The organism is Limnofasciculus baicalensis BBK-W-15 (assembly GCF_024178385.1).
Classification (GTDB): domain Bacteria; phylum Cyanobacteriota; class Cyanobacteriia; order Cyanobacteriales; family Coleofasciculaceae; genus Limnofasciculus; species Limnofasciculus baicalensis.
This window is the reverse complement of sequence record NZ_JAMZMM010000055.1, coordinates 1-22,392: the sequence shown is the minus strand read 5'-3', so window position 1 is coordinate 22,392 and position 22,392 is coordinate 1. Positions and strand designations below refer to the sequence as shown.

The 22,392-nt window shown below is 41.6% G+C and carries 22 protein-coding genes and 1 pseudogene; 15 read left to right on the top strand and 8 right to left on the bottom strand.

Features of this window, described 5'->3' with window-relative positions; translation table 11 throughout:
* Window positions 1-21 precede the first annotated feature (21 nt).
* Entirely contained in the window at window positions 22-1,137 is a 1,116-nt protein-coding gene (locus NJ959_RS08100; protein ID WP_254011249.1) for a glutamate-cysteine ligase family protein, read from the bottom strand.
* A 125-nt stretch (window positions 1,138-1,262) separates the two neighbouring features.
* Window positions 1,263-1,397 (bottom strand): annotated as a pseudogene (locus NJ959_RS30110) (chlorophyll a/b binding light-harvesting protein); the annotation flags it as partial.
* A gap of 301 nt (window positions 1,398-1,698) precedes the next feature.
* Between NJ959_RS30110 and NJ959_RS08090 the strand changes: the two are divergent.
* The 6 genes from NJ959_RS08090 (at window position 1,699) to NJ959_RS08065 (ending at window position 4,847) form a co-directional block, all read left to right on the top strand.
* A complete protein-coding gene (locus NJ959_RS08090) occupies window positions 1,699-2,280 on the top strand; it encodes a Uma2 family endonuclease (RefSeq protein WP_254011248.1) in 582 nt (193 codons plus the stop codon).
* 206 nt (window positions 2,281-2,486) lie between these two features.
* Window positions 2,487-3,056 (top strand): Uma2 family endonuclease, encoded by a 570-nt coding sequence (locus NJ959_RS08085; RefSeq protein WP_254011247.1) that lies wholly within the window; start codon window positions 2,487-2,489, stop codon window positions 3,054-3,056.
* A 58-nt stretch (window positions 3,057-3,114) separates the two neighbouring features.
* A complete protein-coding gene (locus NJ959_RS08080) occupies window positions 3,115-3,684 on the top strand; it encodes a Uma2 family endonuclease (protein WP_254011246.1) in 570 nt (189 codons plus the stop codon).
* Window positions 3,685-3,717: 33 nt separating this feature from the next.
* A complete protein-coding gene (locus tag NJ959_RS08075) occupies window positions 3,718-4,332 on the top strand; it encodes a hypothetical protein (protein WP_254011245.1) in 615 nt (204 codons plus the stop codon).
* A 99-nt stretch (window positions 4,333-4,431) separates the two neighbouring features.
* Window positions 4,432-4,656, top strand: coding sequence for a type II toxin-antitoxin system HicB family antitoxin (locus NJ959_RS08070; protein WP_254011244.1), 225 nt, complete (start codon window positions 4,432-4,434; stop codon window positions 4,654-4,656).
* Window positions 4,653-4,847 carry a type II toxin-antitoxin system HicA family toxin gene (locus NJ959_RS08065; protein WP_254011243.1) on the top strand — a complete coding sequence of 65 codons (195 nt, stop codon included), beginning with the start codon at window positions 4,653-4,655 and terminating at the stop codon, window positions 4,845-4,847. Before NJ959_RS08070 ends, NJ959_RS08065 begins: the two co-directional genes overlap by 4 nt.
* A 54-nt stretch (window positions 4,848-4,901) precedes the next feature.
* On the opposite strand, the gene NJ959_RS08060 is transcribed toward NJ959_RS08065, so the two are convergent.
* The 3 genes from NJ959_RS08060 to NJ959_RS08050 are packed head-to-tail and all read right to left on the bottom strand — an operon-like array spanning window position 4,902 to window position 8,257.
* Window positions 4,902-7,181, bottom strand: a complete 2,280-nt coding sequence (locus tag NJ959_RS08060) for a Piwi domain-containing protein (RefSeq protein ID WP_254011242.1) — start codon at window positions 7,179-7,181, stop codon at window positions 4,902-4,904.
* Window positions 7,178-7,999, bottom strand: coding sequence for a PD-(D/E)XK nuclease family protein (locus NJ959_RS08055; protein WP_254011241.1), 822 nt, complete (start codon window positions 7,997-7,999; stop codon window positions 7,178-7,180). The genes NJ959_RS08060 and NJ959_RS08055 overlap by 4 nt, the downstream gene beginning before the upstream one ends.
* A 36-nt stretch (window positions 8,000-8,035) precedes the next feature.
* Window positions 8,036-8,257: a hypothetical protein gene (locus NJ959_RS08050; protein ID WP_254011240.1), complete on the bottom strand. Its 222-nt coding sequence runs from the start codon at window positions 8,255-8,257 to the stop codon at window positions 8,036-8,038.
* Window positions 8,258-8,413: 156 nt separating this feature from the next.
* On the opposite strand from NJ959_RS08050, the gene NJ959_RS08045 reads away from it, so the two are divergent.
* The 5 genes from NJ959_RS08045 (at window position 8,414) to NJ959_RS08025 (ending at window position 10,865) form a co-directional block, all read left to right on the top strand.
* On the top strand, window positions 8,414-8,773 hold the full coding sequence (locus NJ959_RS08045; RefSeq protein ID WP_254011239.1) for a helix-turn-helix domain-containing protein: 360 nt from the start codon (window positions 8,414-8,416) through the stop codon (window positions 8,771-8,773).
* Window positions 8,774-8,775: 2 nt separating this feature from the next.
* Window positions 8,776-9,432, top strand: a complete 657-nt coding sequence (locus NJ959_RS08040; protein WP_254011238.1) for an ImmA/IrrE family metallo-endopeptidase — start codon at window positions 8,776-8,778, stop codon at window positions 9,430-9,432.
* Complete coding sequence (locus NJ959_RS08035) at window positions 9,429-9,884, top strand: hypothetical protein (protein ID WP_254011237.1); 456 nt, start codon at window positions 9,429-9,431, stop codon at window positions 9,882-9,884. Before NJ959_RS08040 ends, NJ959_RS08035 begins: the two co-directional genes overlap by 4 nt.
* Complete coding sequence (locus NJ959_RS08030) at window positions 9,859-10,224, top strand: hypothetical protein (RefSeq protein ID WP_254011236.1); 366 nt, start codon at window positions 9,859-9,861, stop codon at window positions 10,222-10,224. Before NJ959_RS08035 ends, NJ959_RS08030 begins: the two co-directional genes overlap by 26 nt.
* Window positions 10,225-10,412: 188 nt before the next feature.
* On the top strand, window positions 10,413-10,865 hold the full coding sequence (locus NJ959_RS08025) for an Hsp20/alpha crystallin family protein (RefSeq protein WP_254011235.1): 453 nt from the start codon (window positions 10,413-10,415) through the stop codon (window positions 10,863-10,865).
* A gap of 45 nt (window positions 10,866-10,910) precedes the next feature.
* Here NJ959_RS08025 and NJ959_RS08020 read toward each other — a convergent pair whose 3' ends face one another.
* Window positions 10,911-11,456, bottom strand: coding sequence for an NADPH-dependent FMN reductase (locus NJ959_RS08020; protein WP_254011234.1), 546 nt, complete (start codon window positions 11,454-11,456; stop codon window positions 10,911-10,913).
* Between the two features lie 542 nt (window positions 11,457-11,998).
* Between NJ959_RS08020 and ftsH the strand changes: the two genes are divergently transcribed.
* Entirely contained in the window at window positions 11,999-13,984 is a 1,986-nt protein-coding gene (gene ftsH, locus NJ959_RS08015) for an ATP-dependent zinc metalloprotease FtsH (protein WP_254011233.1), read from the top strand.
* A gap of 259 nt (window positions 13,985-14,243) precedes the next feature.
* On the opposite strand, the gene NJ959_RS08010 is transcribed toward ftsH, so the two are convergent.
* Complete coding sequence (locus NJ959_RS08010; protein WP_254011232.1) at window positions 14,244-14,891, bottom strand: M23 family metallopeptidase; 648 nt, start codon at window positions 14,889-14,891, stop codon at window positions 14,244-14,246.
* Between the two features lie 445 nt (window positions 14,892-15,336).
* Between NJ959_RS08010 and NJ959_RS08005 the strand changes: the two genes are divergently transcribed.
* The gene (locus NJ959_RS08005) at window positions 15,337-15,720 is read left to right on the top strand and encodes a hypothetical protein (RefSeq protein ID WP_254011231.1); all 384 of its coding nucleotides are present in this window, start codon (window positions 15,337-15,339) and stop codon (window positions 15,718-15,720) included.
* 162 nt (window positions 15,721-15,882) lie between these two features.
* Window positions 15,883-16,626 (top strand): prolipoprotein diacylglyceryl transferase, encoded by a 744-nt coding sequence (locus NJ959_RS08000; RefSeq protein WP_254011230.1) that lies wholly within the window; start codon window positions 15,883-15,885, stop codon window positions 16,624-16,626.
* Between the two features lie 352 nt (window positions 16,627-16,978).
* Here NJ959_RS08000 and acnB read toward each other — a convergent pair whose 3' ends face one another.
* On the bottom strand, window positions 16,979-19,582 hold the full coding sequence (acnB, locus tag NJ959_RS07995; protein WP_254011229.1) for a bifunctional aconitate hydratase 2/2-methylisocitrate dehydratase: 2,604 nt from the start codon (window positions 19,580-19,582) through the stop codon (window positions 16,979-16,981).
* A gap of 314 nt (window positions 19,583-19,896) precedes the next feature.
* Here acnB and NJ959_RS07990 point away from each other — a divergent pair.
* Window positions 19,897-22,392: pentapeptide repeat-containing protein (locus tag NJ959_RS07990; RefSeq protein WP_254011228.1), on the top strand; the 2,496-nt coding region annotated here is incomplete at its 3' end.

Sequence of the window (22,392 nt, the reverse complement as noted above, 5' to 3'; positions counted from 1 at the left end):
CCACTCCCCACTCCCTATTCCCTATTCCCCACTACCCATCAGCTTGTAAGTCTGTCGAAGTGCTTCTTCGATAGTGCCAAACTCTTTGAAGTCATTAATTAATCGATCAGCTTTGGTTTTTCCTGGGGCTAGTAAATCTTTCAATTGCTCCAGTAAATGAAGATCCAAATCGTCTTTCAGTGCAGTTTCTGCTGCTTCTAAAACCTGATTAGCCATCAGAAAAATTTCTTTATTTTCAAACCCGTAACGTCCAGAAATTTGGTGTAAATCGCGATCGGGAACTGTGGCGCATCCCGGGAGAGAATTGTCTAAGATAATGCCTTTTATTAATGCCAGCAATGCACCATAGAGTGAGAAATCATCACAACTGTCAAAGGCTTTAAATTCGATTCTCCCGACTTCTGAAGGAATCCGAGCCATTTTTGTCAAAATAGGATTGCTTTCAATCAAGTCTTCTGGTTTTTCTAAAAATACCGTCGCTGCTTGTCTCGATCCGGTTCTGATATAAGTCCGTATCGATAATCCTGACCACAATTTACTCTGATAAAATGGAGAACTAAAACTAAATGGAATGATGTAAGGGCTGTAGAATGTCAGCTTTTTACCCAGATTAATTACTTGTTCGCTTGTCAAGCTTGGCATAGAAATATTAAGATCTGGTCCATAAGTAAGCATCGGAATCTTAGCCGTTTGCTCTTCGGGTGAAGCTTCTATTCTTTGGAGTTCATATTGATTTAAGGGAGGAGTTGGTTCATATATTTTCTGTCCAGGATTAAAGCTGATCAACACTGGGCTAAACCCCCACTCAGCAGCGACGTGGCGCAAAAGTTCAAAACTATTGGATAATTCCGCAATTACACCTTGAATTGTAGAATGAATCGTCGTTCTGATTTCAATCCCTTTTGGGACACAATCAATTACTTTTTCTGAATCAGCGAAGCGCTCAAACCCTTCAATATACCATCGCTTTTGTTTAATTCCTGCATCTCCGATCCGAAGTTGGGAATAGTCATCCATGTAAATGGGTAGCTTTTGGATGATTTGATTAAAATCATCAAATTGAGTACAAGAAAAATCAGCAAATTTACCCTGATTGTTGATAAATGCGACTTCGTGTTCGACACCAAAATAAAACACTATTTAAACCTCCAGAACCAATATTTTGATGGTAAACTGTGTAAAAAAATAATTTCCAACCAAAAATGAGAGGCTTAATACCACTCAAATTATGGGAAAAATTACGCTACCACAGAATTCAATACCTACTCTACACGACGGAAATTAAACCCTATTGCCCGCAGTGCGTGCCACAAATATCCCTGCAAGAAGAGGAATGCCAGCAAAAAGCGAGTAGTTGCTAACCAAGCACGGGGAGTGTGTTTGTCCAATGGGAGCTTATTGATAAAGTTAAGCAATAAGCTCTCGACTGCTAGTCTAAAACTATTCTCAATAAAATGGTGTTAAGTTTTGTGAAGCAGTCTGGATTCCATTCTATACCACTGGATACAAGGAAATTTCACCTCCTTCAGCTATGGTATGGTGAGAAGCTTCTCTATATAGATTAGCAATTGAATCAGTACGGGCGACGCGCAAATCGCACTTCTACAGAGGTAGCGCCAAAAGCGCCGCCTCCACCGATACGAGATCCTCGCCCTCTTTTAGCTATCCTGGAAAAAGACACCATTATCCGCTAAAACTATGGTTGCTTTATCAGATCGCATTTTGATGACTCCACAGGAATACCTGGATTGGGAACCCACCCAACAGCAACGCTACGAATATTGGGATGGCGAAGTAGTAGCGATGAGTGGCGGAACCCGCAACCACAATCGGGTTTCCCTAAACTTCTCGAAGCTACTAGATGATGCCCTTGCCGATTGCCCCTGTGAAGTTTATATTGTGGATGTAAAAGCGCAGGTTGAACCTGGAAGAAAATATTTTTATCCTGATGTAGTGGTGACTTGTGATGAACGGGATCGAGATCCACAATTAGTCCAATTTCCTTGCTTAATTATCGAAGTTTTATCACCTTCAACTGAAGCAATTGATAGAGGGACAAAGTTTGCTAAATACCGAAAATTCGCCACACTGCAAGAATACGTGTTAGTCCAAGTTGAGCAGCCGGGTGTGGAAGTATTTCGGCGCAACCAACAGGGAAAATGGGTGTTATCAGAGTATGGTTTGAACGAGAGATTGCAGCTTGAATCGGTGGGTGTGGAAATTGCTATTGCCGATTTGTATAGACAAGTGGAGTTTGAAGCAGAAGCAGCAAACAATTAAGGAGATAATGCGATCGCAAATTCCGCCAGAGGCATCGCGTTATTTTTCTGGCTAAATCCGATTCTACAAATCGATAGATGAAATAGAAATCTACTTTACAGGCAATATGGCTGACTTATTCGGTAGGCTGGGCTATATTTTCTTAATTGGAAAAGAGGATCTATGAGTATAATATTAATTATAGTTACTGTACGGGAGACAAGAGGATGACTGTGACAGCAGTGAAAATGACCCTAACAGAATTTCTCAACTACGACGATGGTACTGATACAAAGTATGAATTAGAAAATGGGGAACTTATTAAAATGCCATCTGAAAGCGATCTAAATCAGAGAATTGCCATCTTTCTCCTCATATATTTCAGCCAACTGGGAATTCCCAGCTATCGGCTGAGAATTGGTATAGAGTTAGCTGTCAGCAGTGCTAGTGCATCTGTTCGTTTACCGGATTTGGTAGTATTATCTGAAGAGTTGGCTGTTGCTTTGGAAGGAGCATCTCGTTCCATTGTATTAATGGATATGCCACCACCGTTGCTAGTAGTAGAAGTTGTTAGCCCCAATCAAGAAAAGCGAGATTATCGATATAAAAGAACTGAGTATAGTGCTAGGGGAATTGCCGAATATTGGATTATCGATCCGATACTGCAACAGGTGACAGTGTTGGAGTGGGTGGAAGGATTATATGAGGAAAAAGTGTATAAAGGGGATAATGTGATTGCTTCTCCCATATTAGGTAATTTGACACTAACTGCGGCTCAACTTCTCCAAGGAAGATAGCTTAACTTAAAATGAGGAGATATTGAAATTATGAATATACTGAACAGGAGGTAAAGCAATGACTGTTACAGCAGTGAAAATGACACTGGCAGAATTTCTCAACTACGACGATGGTACTGATACCAAATATGAATTAGAAAATGGGGAACTTATTAAAATGCCGTCTGAAAGCGAAATCAATCGTCGAATTGCCACATTTTTGTTTGCCTATTTTCTTCAGTTGGGAATTCCATCGCACCGACTCACAATGAAAACAGAGGTGGCGGTAAGTGGTGCGCAGGCTTCGGTGCGAGTGCCGGATTTGATGATATTATCTGAAGAGTTGACAATTGCTTTGGAAGGAGCATCTCGCTCGATTGTATTAATGGATATGCCGCCGCCGTTGTTGGTAGTAGAAGTTGTTAGCCCCAATCAAGAAAAGCGAGATTATCGATATAAAAGAACTGAGTATAGTGCTAGGGGAATTGCCGAATATTGGATTATCGATCCGATACTGCAACAGGTGACAGTGTTGGAGTGGGTGGAAGGATTATATGAGGAAAAAGTGTATAAAGGGGATAATGTGATTGCTTCTCCCATATTAGGTAATTTGACACTAACTGCGGCTCAACTTCTCCAAGGAAGATAGCTTAATGAATAATTGAGTAACTTAACTAAATAGATGATGAAAAAGCCTAATAAGAAAAAATTTTCGGGTTTTACCTATCCTGAAGCATTCAAACATTTGAATCTCAAAGAATTAAATGTCTGGCGTTTTGAGGCAGAGCCACTTGAACCAAGTACTTTTTTTCAAGAGCGTTTACGGCGAATGACTGAAGTTTTTGATCTCCAAAGCTATGAAGAATCTAAAAAGCTGCTAATTGATGCAATCTGTGAGGAGGCAATTTATGGTTGTAAACACTTGAAAATATGGAAAGGCGCTCAATTAACCGATGAAACTGCTAGTGGCTATGTAGACTATCTCATTGCGGAACGTAAACGCTATTTGGAAGCTCCTTTCTTGTGCATTGTCGAGGCAAAAAAAGATGATTTTGAGCAGGGATTAGCTCAGTGCTTGGTGGAAATGAAGGCTTGTCAGTATAGCAACCGTGCGATCGACAAATTACTTGATGTTTTTGGTATAGTCACCAATGGAGGGAGTTGGCAGTTTTATCGCTTAAGGCTCGATGGAAATGTGGATGAAACAGCAATCTACTCTACAGGCAATATGGCTGATTTGCTGGGTAGGTTGCGCTATATTTTCCAACTTTGTGAACAGAATATATCATTGTCTTAGAAGATCACCTATATTTTTTTACCCAACGCCCCTACTCACTCCTGAAATTTTGAGTTATCATTAGAAACAATATAGTTAAGTTAAAATATGGAGTTCATTATGCGTCTAAAATTAACAAAAGTTTTTCAGAAAGTTCCTGAAGGTTACATCGGCTTTGTTGAGGAATTGCCTGGAGCTAATACACAGGGAAACACTCTTGAGGAAGCAAGAAGCAATTTGGAGGAAGCTATTGAGCTAGTTTTAGAGGCTAATCGCATGTTGAGTGAAGAACAAATTCAAGGTCAAGATGTAATTCGAGAGTCCGTTTTTCTTTCAATACTATGAAGCGTATAGACTTAATTCGCCATCTTAAGAATCATGGATGCGAGTTTTTGCGAGAAGGTGGCAACCAGACAATGTATGTCAATCGTACTGCTCAGAAATCTTCAGCAATCCCACGCCATCGTGAAATTAACGACTTTCTTGCTCGAAAAATTTGTCGAGATTTGCAAATACCTGAACCAAAAATAACCTAACAAATCCGTTTGTCAAGTAAGTATCATAAACATTTTTTAAATTAAATCTGGAACCTATAACCAAAATTGCCTATTTCCCTCTAATACTCCTGGAGAAATACCTTGTAACCGACGATAAGCAATTCTATCTGCACCAAAAAGGGGAACAGGTAAACGTGGTTCTTTTAGCGCTCCGTGATGGAGTAATGTCAGTTTAAGTGTTGCTTCAACTAAGCTTTCGAGTGATACTTGTTGTCCTTCATCAGGAATCACTTTTAAACGGAGGGGACAAGGTAAACCCATCTTCTCAGATTTTACTTCAGTTGTTACTAAAATTACTTCATATTTAGATAATCGCAGTACTAATCCTTTTGTCGGTGCTTGCAACATTGAATTTTGATAATTGTACAATCTGGGGATTTGAGATTTTGTAGATTCTACTAAAATAAACTCAGCACCAATAGCTTTTCCTCGTTCTCGTAAATGCTTAACTTCATTACCACAAAAGCGTCCATCACGGTAAATTAGTACTGTTTTTCCCTTCAAATCAGTCGCTGGCAGAAATCTCTCTAAGGTTTGTTTATCAATTTCTTCACCTTCTGTCATCGCATCTTCTAGGCGATAGCCAATGAACTCACCACGATTGTCATAGAGTCGCACGCTGGCACAAACGTTGCGGCTACCCTTGCCATTTTTCTTTGACATTCGGGAAATATCCAAGCCGATGAAATAATCAGCAATATCTAAAGGTTGAGCCAGAATAAAAGGCAAGTTACCTAATTTAGCCAGAATTCCTGGAACCACCTGATTGAGAATATTACTATAATTACTAGTATTTTTCAGTGTCTCTTCATAAATGACTTGGCTAGCAATTCCCCGACGGAGTAACCGTGAAGAAATGAAAGAGTAAAAGCTACCATCTTCACTTTTATCAGCATTGCGATCGCTCTGAGGTAAAAATGTCAATACAATATCAGGAGGAATTGCAAGTAGTTCATCGAGCGCTTGCTCTACTCTAAATCTCGCCTCAGATCCATTTAAGCCATCTATTGAAACTACTTTAACTCTATTCTCGTCAATCTTTTTTGTTTGCTCATCCATCAGACTGAGAGTTTCAAACTTATACTTTTTCAGACGCTTACGCACTTCCTCCAGAAAAAATGACTTGACCTTAAAATCACCAATTTTCAATACAGAAATGCGAATTTCTCTTGATGAATTGCGATAGTCATCGTGACGGCGATAAACACCACCTTGAGATAGTCCCTTTAAAACGGCATCTCTCTTGCCAAAAACACCTTGACCAAATAGTAGATTAGTTTCGTTAAGCTTGAAGAGAGGAGTTAGAAATAAAGATGATTGGTCTCTGCTGTTGATACAGTTATCAGCTAACTTAAATCCATATATTTTCAGAGCATTTGCAGCTTGTTGTTTGTAGCAAAGTAAACATTCTTTTCGATCTTTATAAGAAATTTTAGTTTCCTTAAGCAAATCCCCATGTTTGACCTCAAATCTGTCAGCAGTCTCCTCTGTTACAGAAGGAGATAAAGCTGCCATTGGATAGTGAAATTCTTTTGAATCTTTGCTAAATTTAACAGCGACGACGGGTTGATCGTCTGGTGCTTCCTGAAGTGCTTGTTTACTAATTGCACCAGTTGCTTTGGCGATAAGTTCTTCTCTGAATTCTCCAATAGTTCCTGGAAGTCCGATAATTGTAGCAGAACTATTTTTTTCAATCTCTCGGACTTTTAAGCAAATCAAAAGTTCTTTAGGATTCTGTCGGTATGGATGATTCTCATAGAAATCAGCTAAAGTACCTTTGAAAGTAAAGTAACTGCTAGGAGTTAAAACTAATGCTGGGTATGTCACATTATTAAAGTCAAAGGTTTCCGCCCATAATTTTACCTCACGCCTGACTTCAACCTGATTTTTCGACCAAATAGTATCTGATGAAAAAGGTCGCGCAATTTTTAATACTCTCACAGCTAGTTGTGCTAAAATAGAAGCAGTAATCTGGGGATCGCGTACCCATTGGATTGAGTAGTAGCGATCGCCAAGATCTTTTTTTAAATCTTCTTGAATCTCTGCTAATGCTTCTCGCCATTCCCCTTGGCTAGGCATGGATTTATTCGGTTTAGCTAAAACCCAGAAATATTTCTGTTCATAAATAACAATTATATCGCCAAACTTCTGACTAAAACGCCAACCCAATCGGTTGCCTATCTCCCGTTCAATTTCAGCACTTAGTCGAAAACAGATTAAATTGGGTTTAGAGATAGTGAGGGGAAAAATTTCGCTCAAAAATAATGGAGATGCGGGAACTTGTTGAGTAGATTGAACAATAGCAGCAGTCATGCAGCAACCTCTGATACAGAAAAATTACAAATTGAATTGAAGGGACAGTGACGACAGCTAATTCCAGGATTCGGGGGGTAAATGATTCTAAAATCAGCAGGATTATTTCGGTAACGCTTCAAGTCTTTCTGATGTCTTTGAGCTATTTGTACTAGCTCTATTTGGAAAAATTTTAGGGTATCAGCCGTGGCACTGATTGGCTGAGACTCTTTACCAGTCTCCAAGTTATAGAAAGAAGCAATCGCTTTCTGTTGTGGATAGAGATAACTAACTGCTAGTAGGTAAACATAACCCTGTCGCAAGTCAAAGTCAGATTTACCAGTCTTGAAGTCCAAAATGTGTAACATTCCATCTGGTTCAGTATAAATACAGTCAATTGCTGCATACAAGTTAAATATATAATTACCATATTTAATTAAAATTGGTTCAGGAAATCCTTCATCACCTCGATTCAACTTCAGAATCTTTTTACCCAAGAGAATCGGATTTTCCTGGTATTTTTGCAAAACTGAAATGACTCGCTCTTGTACTTCAACCGATTCTCTACTCAATTGCATAATCTCTGCAACTTGCTCTACTCCATCTTTTCGGGACAACATTGCAGGATATTGATGAAATTCATAAATCCCCCTTTGTGCCAGAATACCAATCCGCTGAGGTGTAGTATCTTTCTCTAAAAGAGATTGAACTTGCGGTTCTTTTTTACGCGCCTTCGTAAAACCTCGCTTCATATCACAATGAAAATGTTCTTGCCCTACTGGTGGAGCAAATTGTAACCATAAATTATAACTGGCGAATGGTCGCCAAATTTTGTTCATAGATTGAGACTCCCAAATTGGAATAACGGCAAAAGCTTATTTTGTGAGGATTTCCTGAATTGCTACCTTGGCTTTGACGGACTTGGATAACCCCGTCTGGTTTGCCTGTGCAAAAATCTGCAAGGCTTCCTGCATCTGTGCCGCCGCTTTCCTCAGTTGTGGATTACGGCTGGACTTGTGAACCTCCGCAAGGAGGAGTGATAGAGGTTTGCCGATTGAGAGGCATAGTTGGCCGGGATTTGACGCTGCTTTCTTCATATTTCCCTCCTATGTAAGTATTTGTAACTAAAAGATCAGAGGACTTGGAGATCTATCCCCTGGCGTGAGCTATACTAAGATTATAGTATATAATGACCATGTTGACCAATTTAATCAATTTTGTCAATATGGCTTGTTCTAGTCAGGTACAAAAACGTGAGTCAGACTTTTGGCAGGATTATTCGTCAAGCTCGTAAAGACAAGGAACTCAGTCAGCGAGAACTGGCTAAGTTGATCGGTGTCGATTACACCTACCTGTCTAAACTAGAGAACGATCATGCTGGGTATCCTCCTAGTGAGGATGTCATTTATAAGTTAGCGCTTCGCTTAGATTTGAATGAAGCTGAACTAAGACACCTGGCTGGTCGAATTACACCTGATGACGCAAAAGTCTTTGAGGCACTTGTCAAAAAGTACAAGGAAATGCCTGCTTTGCTGCGTCGGATGCGAGACAATCCTGAATTTACCCAAAAATTAATACAGGAAACAACACAACTAAAAAATGAGGAGAAATAAAGTTGCAGGTTATCAAGCCGTATCGCTTTTTGCCTAAAGTTGAAATAGAACGTCAGGCAACCGAACTTATTATGGGTGTAGAGGCAAAACGCAAGCGTCCTTTAACAGGACGTTATGTTGCTGAAGCAATAGCTGATTTTCTGGATTTAGGTGTTATTTGGGAGACCATACCTCCTGATAATCAAGGGCAGATAGCAGCCATGATTATGCCCGTTCAGCGAGAAATTATCATAAATGAAGATATTCCAGCACTAAAAGGAGGATTTGGACAATCTACTATAGCTCATGAGCTAGGACATTGGATACTGCACATTGACCAAAATGCCGTTGGTAAATTTATAGATCGTGAGTTAGATCTCCAAACAGTTGTTGAACCATTTTTATGTCGCAGTGTCAGCACTCAGAGAGGAATTGAATGGCAAGCTCAGTATCTTGCCAGTTGTTTATTGATGCCAGTATCTAGATTAGAAGAATTGCTAAAAGGACGTAATTTAACCAACTGGAATCACCTATATGCAATGCGAGATGAACTAGGAGTTACAATTTCTAATTTGACCAATCGCCTCAAAGATTTGGGATGGATTTCTATTTCCCAAGACTCCAAGCAAATCTATCCAGGTAAGAAAGCACCCGATTTTAGCTTGTGGAGAAAGACATGAAATTAAAAGATCTAAAAAAACGAGTTTATCGAGTTTGGGAATGCCTCAGCGACTTCAACGATGCACTAATTCAGCCTGAAAATTTTAAGTCTGAAGTTAGATATTTTGGGGATTTGCGTCGCCAATCAACTTGGCAAAAAGCATACTGCTCATTTTGGGCGAGAAATATCTTTGACTCCAATACTGACAATCGATCGCTGATCGATCTATTATTGAACTATACTCCCGATGAATGGGATTGGGAACTACGGCAGGAAATTTTGGATGAGTTTCTTGCTATTCCAGGTGGACTAGACTGTATTATCAATGGACTAGAGCAAATCTTACAATATCCCATCAATCAAGAAGAAAAGGAGATAGCCCATGACGTTTTTAAGTTGGTTCAAGAACAATCCAGAATCAGCAGAAGCATTGCAATTGGATCTGTTGAACAATCCAGAGGAACTAACTAAGCGCGAGAGAGTTGATGGTGCAATTGTTCGCCAAGACTTTAACAAAGCAATTGAAGATAAAGGTGGCGATAAAGAAGCACATGCAAAATCTACAGTAGCATTAACGGAAGAACTATTTGACTGCAAACCGAAAACTCTCTATCAAGAGACGCGAGCAAAACAAGGAGATAGATCCACTCTTCCCAAGGAAGTACAGAAAGCATACATTGTCGGTGAAATTGTCGCCACTCACGAGTTAAACGCCAAAGAAATTACTGGTAATCAGGAGGAAAGGAATCAGGAGATTGTGGATAGCGTCCGTGATTCTGGTCAGAAAGCTAGACAACTTTTTCCCTGGTGAGTTAATATTTTTCCAGTTAACCGAACCAAAATTATTCAGTTTACCCTACTGCACAAATAAATCATTATTCGGTTCGGCAATCATCAATTAACTAGTAGTTAAAACCGAATTTACACTCCCTATTGTTTTGCCTACTATAAAAATCAAGAAGCCAAGAAAAGCAAATCAATTAAGGAGCATTGAAACTTATGGTATTAGTTCGTTGGAATCCCTGGCAAGAAATCGATACCCTACAACACCAACTCAATAGTTTATTAGATGAAGCCTTAGTACCAGCCACTGGTTGGCAAAAGACTTTCTCCAGAGTTCCCGCAGCCGAAATCCAAGAAACGGCAGATGGGATTAATCTGAAACTAGAAGTTCCGGGAATGGATGTTAAAGATTTAGACGTGCAAGTAACTGAAGATACTGTTTCCATTGGTGGGGAGCGCAAATCTGAAACCAAGTCTGAAGCCAAGGGTGTAATTAAAAGCGAATTCCACTACGGGAAATTCCATCGTATTATTCCCTTACCCTCGAAAATTCAACATACCAAGGTTGAGGCTGAGTACAAAGATGGAATCTTGAATTTGAAATTACCAAAGATGGTAGCAGAAGAGACCAAGGTTGTGAAAGTTAACATCAATCAAGCGGCTGCTTAAGCTATAGTTCGTAGTAGGCGCTTAAGCGCCTACTACAAACCAAAACTATAAAACCTCTCGTAATCTGCGAGTATTTTCTACCAAACTTTCAGCAAACTGATCGAAACGTTTCGACAATTTCTCATCCAAAAGTTTACCATCCTCCCCAAAGGATTTCCAAGCTTGACCAATGGCAATTTGTTCGGGAATCACCCAACCATGAACCCAGCGCATAATTATCCGTAAATCATTTAAAGCATTACTATTATGCTGACCCCCCAAAATGCTAATCAAACCCGTAACTTTCCCCGATAAATGGTCAAAATTCATCAAATCTAGGGCATTTTTCATTACCCCACTGAGGCTGCCATGATATTCTGGAGAGACCAAAATCAAGCCATCTGCAGCTTGAACCGTTTCCCGCAAGCGCACCACATCAGGATAACCGGGATAATCATCACTACCAATACAAAAAGGTAGCTGCATCTGGCGCAAATCCAGGATTTCCACTGATGCGCCCAAAGCTTCCACTCGCTGAGTTGCTGAAGCTAACGCTTGATGACTATAAGATTTAGGTCTCAAACTCCCGGCAATACCAACTATTTTCACCATGTCATCTTCCTCTAATCTTAAATACTTAACTTTAATTTAGTCCGCAAGTAAGCGCGAGCATCCTCAGCGAGCAATTTCTCTGCCATTGTTGGTGCCAATCAAGTCAACGTCGTTATGACTATGACCAGTTTAGCTAAATTTGTGCGAGAGCGAAGCGAGTAAAGCAAGGAGATCCCTAACGGCAGAAGCGAAGCAGATCCTATCTTGTGGTATCCGGAGTTAATCGCGTCAACACAGCCTATTATAGCATTTTTTATACCGATATTTTGTCATAGATGAACAAATTAGTGGGGAGTCGCTGAATTCCGTTGGCGTAGCCTGCGCGAAGCGCATACTCCGTTGGCGTAGCCTGCGCGAAGTGCATACTCCGAACTCAGGTCTTCCCTATTATCCCTCACCTCTAACCTCTCACCCCTTATCTATAACCTGCGAAGGACAGTTAAACTAGAAATGAGTAAAGATGTTTCAATGCCACCTCACCGACTTGGAGCATAATACGCTTTAATCCAAGAGGCTGATTGAAGGCAGAATAGGGAAGAAAGATGAAAAACAGTTCCTGGATTAGAGGATGGATGGGAAATGAGGGTTCGGCAAAGGAACGAACAACACACCCGCTTGTTTCCCAATCAAAAAAACCAGAAGTAACGCCGCGAAAATTGTGGCGGATTGCGGCCAGTTTGATTCTGGTCCAAGGAGTGGTAACAGCCATCCCCACTCAAGCCCAACAAGTTCAACCAAAATCTATCAGCTACGGGAAACTTTTCGAGAAAATTGATGCCTGCAAAATTGAACAAACCCCACCAGTTAAGTGCCAAATTACCAAAGTTGAAATCGATCCGGCAAGGCGAATTGCGAGAGTCCACCTAGAAGGACAAAAACCCAAAGAATCTCCAGAAGAGGTGATGCTACTGAATGAAAATTCAGAACTGATCGAGAAACTTCGCAACACCAAAATTGAATATGAGGTGGAACCTACTGCTGATAATTCTGCGGCGGTGGGACTGGTGCTGAACTTATTCTTACTCCTATTATTGCTCGCAGGACTAATGATGATCCTGCGGCGCTCTGCTGCTAGCTCCGGAAATGCCCTAAACTTTGGCAAATCCAGAGCGCGTTTCCAAATGGAAGCAAAAACCGGGGTGAAATTTGAGGATGTCGCTGGAATTGAAGAAGCAAAAGAAGAACTCCAAGAAGTCGTTTCTTTCCTCAAAGAAACAGAACGTTTTACATCATTGGGGGCAAAGATTCCCAGGGGGGTTCTGTTAATTGGTCCGCCGGGAACTGGCAAAACTATGCTGGCAAAAGCGGTGGCAGGAGAAGCAGGAGTTCCTTTTTTCAGCATCTCTGGCTCGGAATTTGTTGAGATGTTTGTTGGGGTGGGTGCTTCGCGGGTGCGAGATCTTTTCCGAAAGGCAAAAGAGAATGCTCCTTGCTTAGTTTTTATTGATGAAATTGATGCCGTAGGAAGACAACGCGGTGCAGGAATTGGTGGTGGTAATGACGAGCGAGAGCAAACTCTCAACCAACTTTTAACTGAGATGGATGGGTTTGAAGGTAATAGTGGCGTAATCGTAATTGCTGCAACTAACCGTCCTGATGTTTTGGATACAGCCTTACTCCGTCCCGGTCGATTTGATCGTCAAGTTATGGTTGATTTACCCAGTTACAAAGGTCGTTTGGGTATTTTAGAAGTTCACGCTCGGAATAAGAAATTATCACCAAATGTCTCTTTAGAAGCCATTGCACGCCGCACTCCTGGTTTTTCTGGTGCAGAGTTAGCAAACCTACTCAACGAGGCAGCAATTCTCACCGCAAGGCGGCGGAAAGACGCAATCGATCATCAAGAAATTGACGACGCAATCGACCGAGTTACCATTGGGATGACTCTCAATCCCCTTCTCGATTGTAAGAAAAAATGGATGACAGCATATCATGAAGTAGGACATGCGCTATTATCAACTCTCTTGGAAAATGCAGATCCTTTGAACAAAGTTACGATTATTCCTCGCTCGGGTGGGATTGAAGGTTTTTCTCAGCAAATGTTTGATGAAGAAATCGTAGATAGCGGACTCTATACCAAAGCTTGGATTATAGATAAAATTACTATTGCTCTAGGAGGAAGAGCCGCAGATGCGGAAGTTTTTGGCGAGGATGAGATTGATAGTGGCGCGGCGAGCGATCTTAGGAATGTAAGCGAACTGGCGCGGAAAATGGTAACTATCTACGGTATGTCTGAGTTAGGTAGTTTTGCCCTGGAAACTCCTGACAGTGAAGTTTTTCTCGGTAGCGGTTGGACTACGCGATCGGAGTATTCCGAAGAGATCGCGGCGAAAATCGATCGACAAGTCAGGGATATTGCCATAGAGTGCTATAAAAAAGCTCGTGTTTTGATTGGAGAAAATCGAGATTTAGTAGATCGATTGGTTGAGGTTTTGTTAGATCAGGAAACTCTCGATGGCGCTCAATTCCGTAAAATTGTGGCGGAATACACTCAATTGCCAAGGAAACAGATGGCATTGAGTTGTTAGTTGTTAGTTGTTAGTTGTTAGTTGTTAGTTGTTATGGGAGCATCACACTTTGGCAAAGATAATCGTTTTTTGACAAAGTTTTTACCCCCCAGCCCCCCTTGTCAAAGGGGGGAGCAAGAATACAACCTGCATTTCTTCCTTTCTCGGGATGCTCCCGTTGTTATTCAAACAACCATTAAGAAATAACTAACAACAAATAACCAACAACAAATAACTAACAACAAATAACCAACAACAAATAACTAACAACAAATAACCATTAACCATTTCCTCCAGTTTGTTGCCGATACATTTGTTGGAGAACTAAAGCTGGATCTATGTATTGGTCAGCATATTTTACTCCCCAATGGAGATGAGGTCCAGTTGTCCTACCTGTCATCCCTACCCGACCAATTCTGGCTCCTGTTGGCAATTGTTGACCTTTCCAAATTTGAAGTCCACCCTCCCTGTCAATCAGATAAGTGCCGCTGCTATTGCTTTCTACATGTCCTTTCATGTGACAGTAGACATGTTTCCAGTCTCCGGATTGGATTGTGATGGAAGTGCCGCAAGCGGTATTATCAGAAAGTGAGATAACTTCACCCGCCCACCAATTGCGGATGTAGCTCCCTTCAGGTGCTGCCATGTCTAAGCCGCGATGGAATTCGACACCACCACCACCACGAGGAGATCTACGATAGCCGTAGGGGGAGGTGTACGCGACAAAATTCTCGACGGGAAAGGAACCCCATTGGGAGTAAGATTGAGTTGGGATCTGCGCGATTTGAATGTCTGAAGCTTTGACTAGTTCTGGGTTAAACCATCCCAATATAATTAAACCAACCAGACTCAATCGGGCCAAAAGAAGAAAGCGTAGCTTGACACTCTTGAACTTTTGGGGTTGTCGGGGTTTATATATTTGGGGCATTTTTGCACTCCTCAATTGTTTGATAATCATGAACTGGTATTGACTAAAATAGATAAATATGGTAATGAACTCTGATGAGAGTTCCCCAAACTAGAATACTGCACCCCTGACCATCTACTTTAACCAGAAAGTCAGGGAGCATCCCACTTTGGCAAAGATACTCGTTTTTTGACAAAGTTTTTACCCCCCCAGCCCCCCAAGTCAAAGGGGGGAGCAAGAATACAACCTGCATTTCTTCCTTTCTCGGGATGCTCCCGAAAGTCACCTATTCAAAAGTCAAAGCTTTTGTTAATAAAACTTATGCAGCGACAGCACATATAGTTGGAATGGTCTGTTAGCAAAGCGTAACACACCCTACATATAGATATTTTGCTTCTTCACCTTTTCTCTTTGTTAAGCTACATTAATAGTTATTAAAGTTTTCCCATACAAGATAAAATAACTGATGCTGAGTGAATTTTTGCCATTTAGATTCGAGGTGAGTGCGATCGCAATCGCGGGTACGTCATTGTGGGCGCTGGCGCTGTATTTGGGGTTTTCCACGTTAAATCAGTGGGTAATGGAGCAATTTAATCGCTGGTTTAACTTTGCGGAGCGCTTTCTCTATACTTCAGTTGAGGAATTTGAACGTACTCGCAAAGGCAGAGAAGCGCAAAATGCCTTCTACGCTTCAATTTTCAGCATCCTGCCATTTTTAATTATTGGCGGTTTCTGCAATTATGGGGTAGAACTAAGCTTGGGGCGGAGTTGGGCAATCAGTATGGGTATTATGGCTTGTATCAGTGGCGGCGTTTACGAATTGGGAAGACGTGGTGGTGAGTCTAATTAGTTATTTGTTGTTAGTTGTTAGTTGTTAGTTGTTAGTTGTTTGTTGTAGTACGGGCATTTCGTCTGTCACAATTATTAGTTATTTTACTAACAACAAACAATGAGCTTAATCCAATAACCAATAACCAATAACCAATAACCAACAACCAATAACCAACAACCAATGAACTTTCCCATTTATTTTTGGATTGGGGATTGGCGGATTCATCCTCATTTGTTATTTGAATCCTTAGCTTATGTAATTGCGTTTCGTCTCGCCCTCATTAACTCCCGCAAAGATACCATTACTTCCAGTCAAAGGAGTTCAGTAATTGTGGGTGGGATGGTGGGGGCTTTAGTGGGGGCGAAATTGTTAGTTTTACTCCAACATATTTATCTATCTTGGCAAAATTGGCAGCAATTTATTTTACTGTTTATTCAGGGAAAAACGGTTGTGGGTGCTTTGCTAGGTGGATTGATTGGAGTAGAATTAACTAAAAAATGGATTGGTGTCAAAAGCTCGACGGGAGATGTCTTTGTTTATCCGTTGATTGTGGGTACAGCAGTGGGCAGGATTGGGTGCTTTCTGACAGGATTGAGCGATCGCACTTATGGAATTGCGACTAGTTTACCATGGGGCGTGGATTTTGGTGATGGAATTTCCCGACATCCTACCCAAATTTATGAAATTATATTTTTATTGTTCTTAATGGTATTTTTAAAAATTCGCAGTAGCTACCCACAGAAAGAGGGGGATTTATTTAAGTTTTACATGGTGGCTTATCTGGGATTTCGCTTTCTGATTGATTTTATTAAGCCCGATTTTCATCCTATTTTAGGGGTTAGTGCGATTCAGATTGCTTGTTTCCTTGGTTTATTGTATTATCGTCGCAGTATTTCCTCTCTCTTCAGTTTTATCGGTAAGTGAATACCCCCATTCGGGCGCGATCGCACGGATTCACCTCTCCCTCAGCCCCTCTCATGCGAGGGGAGCCGGAGTTTCTTCTTTTGCTCCCCCTTCCCGCACTGGGCTTCGCCGAGCTACGCTAACGTGCCGCTTCGCTAATGCAGGTAAGCAGGGTTGTTTCATTCTCCTACAGCAACAGGTTTTAACCTGTTGCTAAACAGGCTAAACCGCCCTTCGGCGGTTCAACTTATTTGTTAATCAGCCAATGCAAGACTCGCTAACCTGCGAAGGCAGGTTTTGTCTGTGTAGCGACAGATTTCAATCTGTCGTCTCATTTGAGAATGAAACAGCCCTGGAGGGGCTGGGGGAGGGGTCACACCCTCGCAGGCATCCCCAAAATATCCTCAATCCGAGGCATATCTTCCAAGGCAATCACCCGCCCTTCATCCTCAAAATTAGCGATTTGATCGAAATTCAAATAGCGATACAAATCACCAGCAAAAGGATCGACTTTCTTCGCCACAATCTCCATATATTCTTCAACAGTCGGAATCTTTCCTAACAGGGCACAAACTGCTGCTAATTCAGCGGAACCCAAATAAACTCGCGCATCCTTACCCATGCGATTATTAAAGTTACGAGTTGAGGTAGAAAATACCGTCGCCCCATCTTCAACACGCGCTTGATTGCCCATACAAAGAGAACATCCCGGCATTTCGGTTCTCGCCTCTGCAGCGGCAAAAGTATCGTAAATTCCTTCCTCTCGTAACTGTTTTTCATCCATCCGAGTTGGCGGACAAATCCAGAGACGAACTTTCACCTTACCTGCACCTTCTAATATTTTAGAAGCGGCGCGATAGTGACCGATATTCGTCATGCAAGAACCGATGAAAACCTCATCTATTTTATCCCCCGCACATTCCGACATTAACTTAACGTTGTCGGGGTCATTTGGTGCAGCAACAATTGGTTCTTTGATATCGTTTAAATCGATATCAATAATATCAGCATACTCGGCATCTGTATCGGCTGACATTAACTCGGGATTAGCTAACCATTGCTCCATTTTAGCGACACGACGCATAATCGTCCGTCCATCCTGATAACCTCGCGCTGCCATATTTTTCAATAGCGCTACATTGGAACGTAAATATTCCGCAACCGTCTCTTCTCCTAACTTAATCGTACAACCAGAACATGAACGTTCAGCAGAAGCATCTGTCAGTTCAAAAGCTTGTTCCACCTTCAAATCTGGCAAACCTTCCATCTCCAGAATCCGTCCGGAAAAGACATTTTTCTTATTCTGTTTGGCGACAGTTAATTTCCCTTGCTGCATCGCCACATAAGGAATCGCATTCACAATATCTCGCAGGGTTACTCCTGGTTGCAATTCCCCCTTAAACCGGACTAAAACAGATTCCGGCATATCCAAAGGCATGACACCCAAAGCCCCAGCAAAAGCCACCAAACCAGAACCTGCTGGGAACGAAATTCCCAATGGAAAACGAGTGTGAGAATCTCCACCTGTCCCTACCGTATCTGGCATTAACATCCGATTTAACCAAGAGTGAATAATGCCATCTCCAGGGCGCAAAGCTACCCCACCACGAGTAGAGAAGAAATCAGGTAAATCTGTGTGAGTTTTGATATCAACAGGTTTAGGATAAGCAGCAGTATGGCAGAAACTTTGCATCACCAAATCCGCACTAAATCCCAAACAAGCTAATTCTTTCAATTCATCACGAGTCATCGGTCCTGTGGTATCCTGGGAACCAACAGTAGTCATAATTGGATCGCAAGAAGTACCCGGACGAACCCCCGGTAAACCGCAAGCTTTACCCACCATTTTCTGTGCTAAAGTAAAGCCTTTCCCAGTATCTTCTGGCAGAGTAGGACGGATAAAGATCGGACTAGGTTCTAATCCTAAAGCTTGGCGAGTTTTGTCAGTTAAAGAACGTCCAATTAATAAAGGAATCCGTCCACCAGCCCGAACTTCATCGAAAATGGTATCAGGTTTCAGGTTAAAAGTGGAAATAACTTCACCCGCCTCATTAGTAATTTCTCCTTTATATGGATAGATAGTAATTACCATCCCCGTTTCCAATGGTTCCACATCACACTCAATCGGTAAAGCACCAGAATCTTCAGCAGTATTAAAGAAAATAGGGGCAATCTTCCCACCTAAAATATATCCCCCGGTTCGTTTATTGGGAACAAATGGGATATCAGAACCAATATGCCAAAGTAAAGAATTTATTGCCGACTTTCGGGATGAACCAGTACCAACAACATCGCCAATGTATGCCACAGGATAACCTTTTTCTTTCAGTTTCATAATTGTATCCAAACCTCCCGGCATCCGCGATTCCAACATTACTGTAGCGTGGAGTGGAATATCCGGACGAGTAGTAGCATGAGGTGCGGGAGATAAATCATCAGTATTAGTTTCGCCGGGAACCTTAAATACGGTAACTGTAATCGATTCGGCTAACTTAGCCCGACTAATAAACCATTCAGCATTTGCCCAAGAATCAACAACTTGCTTGGCATAAGGATTAGTATCCGCCAAAGTCAATACATCATGAAAAGCATCAAACACTAACATAGTTTTGCTTAACGCCGTCGCCGCAGTTGCAGCCATGGATGGGTGATTTGACTTCAACAAATCAATCAAAGATTGCACATTATAACCACCCATCATCGTCCCCAACAAATGTACTGCCCACTGAGGAGAAACCAGGGGACTAGTTATTTCACCTTTAGCAATAGCAGTCAAAAATCCCGCCTTCACATAAGCCGCCTCATCCACACCCGGAGGTACGCGATCGCGCAATAATTCAACTAAAGTCTCTTCCTCTCCCGCTGGCGGATTCTTCAGCAATTCGCACAATTGGGAGGTTTGCTGGGCAGACAGAGGTAAAGGGGGAATCCCTAAAGCTGCTCGTTCTGCGACATCTTGGCGGTATGATTGTAACATTGTAGGGGTCTCCTGGATCTCGTCTCTATCACATTTTGACAGTTAATGTAAAGATTTTTCAAGTCTTCTGGCATTATTCACTATTGGGGGTGGATGTGGCTGATGCAGGTTGTGCATAGCTAGCCCCTTTGCGTTTACCTTTGCGCTCTTTGCGTTAAAATTACAATCTTCTGGGGGGAGGAGGAATTTTTTTTTTAACACAGAGGTGGCGCTTCGCGGAACTTCGTTATCGCAGAGGTTGGCACAGAGGTACACGGAGGTAAGAAAAATATTCGTTATATTGGGAATAGGAAAAAAGTTAATAGATTGATATTGTGAAGAGGATTAAAGAAGTTTGGCAATTCCTAAATCGAGACATCCGGGATTTGGGGAAACCGGGAGAAATTATTGAGTCTGGGGCGGAGGTTTCTAAGGCTGGGTTAGAATTAGCGATCGCACTGGGTATGTTTACTCCTCTCGCTCCTATTGCTGCTGGGTTGTCGTTTGTGGGATTGGCGAGACGGGGTTTACAATTTTATCGGGAGCGGAAAAATAAGGAACAAAGTCTGGGAGAATGGGGTGCGATCGCGTTTCCTTTGGCTTATGTTGAAAGTTTTGATGGTTTGCTACATCGTAATGATTGGTTACAGTCCAAAATTGGGGCGGGTTTATCGGGTAAGGATATTAAGCTGGATGGGTTAGGTAATCTGGTTTTAACGGATCAACTTATTCAGGAGGCTTTGACTTATTTTCCTGATTCCATATTAGGGCAAGGGTTAAATTCTCAACTTTCTGTTTATCTGGAAAGTTTGGGAGTGGATAAGTATATTATTCCGATTGTGACTGGATGGGTGGCTTGGGAAACAAAGACTTGTATTAATTCACTCCTGTCTTACGAATCCGGTGCGATTCTCGAAGGGTTGAATCTCTATGCCAAAGGGGGAGGCGAAATTGGTAAGAATCAAAAATACGGTAGTATTGAGTCTTATTTACAGGAGCAAATATCTCCCAATTCCAGTAATCTACTGATTCGGGAAAGGTGGAGAGTATTTGCTGAATCTTTTACTATTTCCGATCTTTATGTTCCGTTCAAGGCTAAGTTACTGGATGGGAATGGGAAGGTAAGGAAAAAAGAAGACCATGTTGATTTAGAAGCTTGGGCAAAAGATTTACTGGCTAACGCTGATAAAAATGGTCAAGTTATGTTTATTCAAGCCGGACCAGGAAGGGGAAAAAGTGTATTTTGCCGGATGTTTGCTAATTGGGTGCGGGAACATCTCCATCCGATTTGGACACCGATATTAATTCGGTTACGGGATATTAATGCTTTTGAATCGAATATTGAGAATACTCTTCGTGCTGCGGTGAATGAGGATTTTGCTAAGAGTGATGATGGTTGGTTAACAGATAGTAATACCCGATTTCTATTTCTCCTAGATGGCTTTGATGAATTGCGGATGGAAGGGAGAACTGCTAATGGGATTGAAGAGTTTCTGAACAAGGTGGGCTATTTTCAAGCAAGCTGTCAGCAAAATCCCCAATTAGGACATCGATTTATTGTCACGGGAAGGGAGTTAGCATTGCAGGGGATTGTGGTTCCTCGCAATTTGGAACGGGTGGAAATTGCTTTAATGGATGAACCCCTACAAGCAGAGTGGCTGAGTAAGTGGGGGAGTTTATTTGGAGAGGATAAAACAAATGAGTTTAAGGCATTTTTACAAGATCAAAATTGTCCGGAAAGAGTTCAGCAATTAGCACAAGAACCCCTATTACTATATCTTTTAGCAGCCATGCACCGGGATGGTAAGTTAACTCCGGATATGTTTGCTGGGGCTGATAGTACTAATGCTAAAATTCTGGTTTATGAAACTACGATTGATTGGGTACTGACTAAGCAACGTCCTGAAGCACTCAATATTGACCTCACTGAATATGAAACCGAAGACTTGCGCCGGATTCTCATGGAAGCGGGGTTAGCTGTTACCCAATCTGGTGGAGAATGGGTATCAATTAAAATAATAGAAGAACGTCTTAAAGGTGATGATGGGGCAAAAGCTTTGCTAGAAAAAGCCCAAAAGCGTATTGGTGAAAATCCCCTCAGAAATGCCTTAGCTGCTTTTTATATGCGTCCCGCTGCTGGAGCTGATGCTGGAGATGGTGCGGTAGAATTTATTCATAAAAGTTTTTGTGAGTTTTTGTGTGCTAAACGATTACAGGAAAGTTTAGAAGAGTGGGTATTAGTAGACCAGCGTAGGAGACTGCGGGGATTTCTGATTAGTACTGACCAACTAGCCGAAGAAATTTATGATTTGCTGGGTTATGGTGGATTAACTCCTGAAATTGTCGAATACTTGATGGCGTTACTTAAGGGGAGTGACAAGTTTCAGCCGATAGAGTTATTTCAGCGTTTAGAAGAATTTTATCTAGATTGGTGTCAGGGGGAATTTATTAACGCTTACCCGAAAAACTTACCTCAGAATAAGATGCTGCAGTTGCGAGGAAATGGGAGTAACTTGGGATTGCGAGAGGTGGATATTTTCGCTGGGTTGAATGTGATGCGTTTGCTTTTAGCTTTAAATTGGTATGGTCAGGGAAAAGATGATCTGAAAGATAAAATTCAATTCTATCCCTGTGGTAAAAAAGATACTGAAGGGTTTGATCGAGATCGATTCTTGCGGATTATTAGTTACGGTAATAGTGTTAATCTTAGTACTTTTATACAAACAGTAGGTTTCTTCCTCAGTGGTGCATACCTCAGTGACGCAAACCTCAGTGGCGCAAACCTCAGTGGCGCAAACCTCAGTGGCGCAAACCTCAGTGGCGCAAACCTC

Bases quoted from the DNA above. Each gene is read 5' to 3' on its own strand.
- NJ959_RS08065 (WP_254011243.1), top strand. From the start codon at position 4,653: ATGAAGCGTATAGACTTAATTCGCCATCTTAAGAATCATGGATGCGAG.
- NJ959_RS08070 (WP_254011244.1), top strand. From the start codon at position 4,432: ATGCGTCTAAAATTAACAAAAGTTTTTCAGAAAGTTCCTGAAGGTTAC.
- NJ959_RS08035 (WP_254011237.1), top strand. From the start codon at position 9,429: ATGAAATTAAAAGATCTAAAAAAACGAGTTTATCGAGTTTGGGAATGC.
- NJ959_RS08025 (WP_254011235.1), top strand. From the start codon at position 10,413: ATGGTATTAGTTCGTTGGAATCCCTGGCAAGAAATCGATACCCTACAA.
- NJ959_RS08080 (WP_254011246.1), top strand. From the start codon at position 3,115: ATGACTGTTACAGCAGTGAAAATGACACTGGCAGAATTTCTCAACTAC.
- NJ959_RS08020 (WP_254011234.1), bottom strand. From the start codon at position 11,456: ATGGTGAAAATAGTTGGTATTGCCGGGAGTTTGAGACCTAAATCTTAT.
- NJ959_RS08055 (WP_254011241.1), bottom strand. From the start codon at position 7,999: ATGAACAAAATTTGGCGACCATTCGCCAGTTATAATTTATGGTTACAA.
- NJ959_RS08085 (WP_254011247.1), top strand. From the start codon at position 2,487: ATGACTGTGACAGCAGTGAAAATGACCCTAACAGAATTTCTCAACTAC.
- NJ959_RS08075 (WP_254011245.1), top strand. From the start codon at position 3,718: ATGATGAAAAAGCCTAATAAGAAAAAATTTTCGGGTTTTACCTATCCT.
- ftsH (WP_254011233.1), top strand. From the start codon at position 11,999: ATGAAAAACAGTTCCTGGATTAGAGGATGGATGGGAAATGAGGGTTCG.
- acnB (WP_254011229.1), bottom strand. From the start codon at position 19,582: ATGTTACAATCATACCGCCAAGATGTCGCAGAACGAGCAGCTTTAGGG.
- NJ959_RS08050 (WP_254011240.1), bottom strand. From the start codon at position 8,257: ATGAAGAAAGCAGCGTCAAATCCCGGCCAACTATGCCTCTCAATCGGC.
- NJ959_RS08090 (WP_254011248.1), top strand. From the start codon at position 1,699: ATGGTTGCTTTATCAGATCGCATTTTGATGACTCCACAGGAATACCTG.
- NJ959_RS08010 (WP_254011232.1), bottom strand. From the start codon at position 14,891: ATGCCCCAAATATATAAACCCCGACAACCCCAAAAGTTCAAGAGTGTC.
- NJ959_RS08060 (WP_254011242.1), bottom strand. From the start codon at position 7,181: ATGACTGCTGCTATTGTTCAATCTACTCAACAAGTTCCCGCATCTCCA.
- NJ959_RS08000 (WP_254011230.1), top strand. From the start codon at position 15,883: ATGAACTTTCCCATTTATTTTTGGATTGGGGATTGGCGGATTCATCCT.
- NJ959_RS08005 (WP_254011231.1), top strand. From the start codon at position 15,337: ATGCTGAGTGAATTTTTGCCATTTAGATTCGAGGTGAGTGCGATCGCA.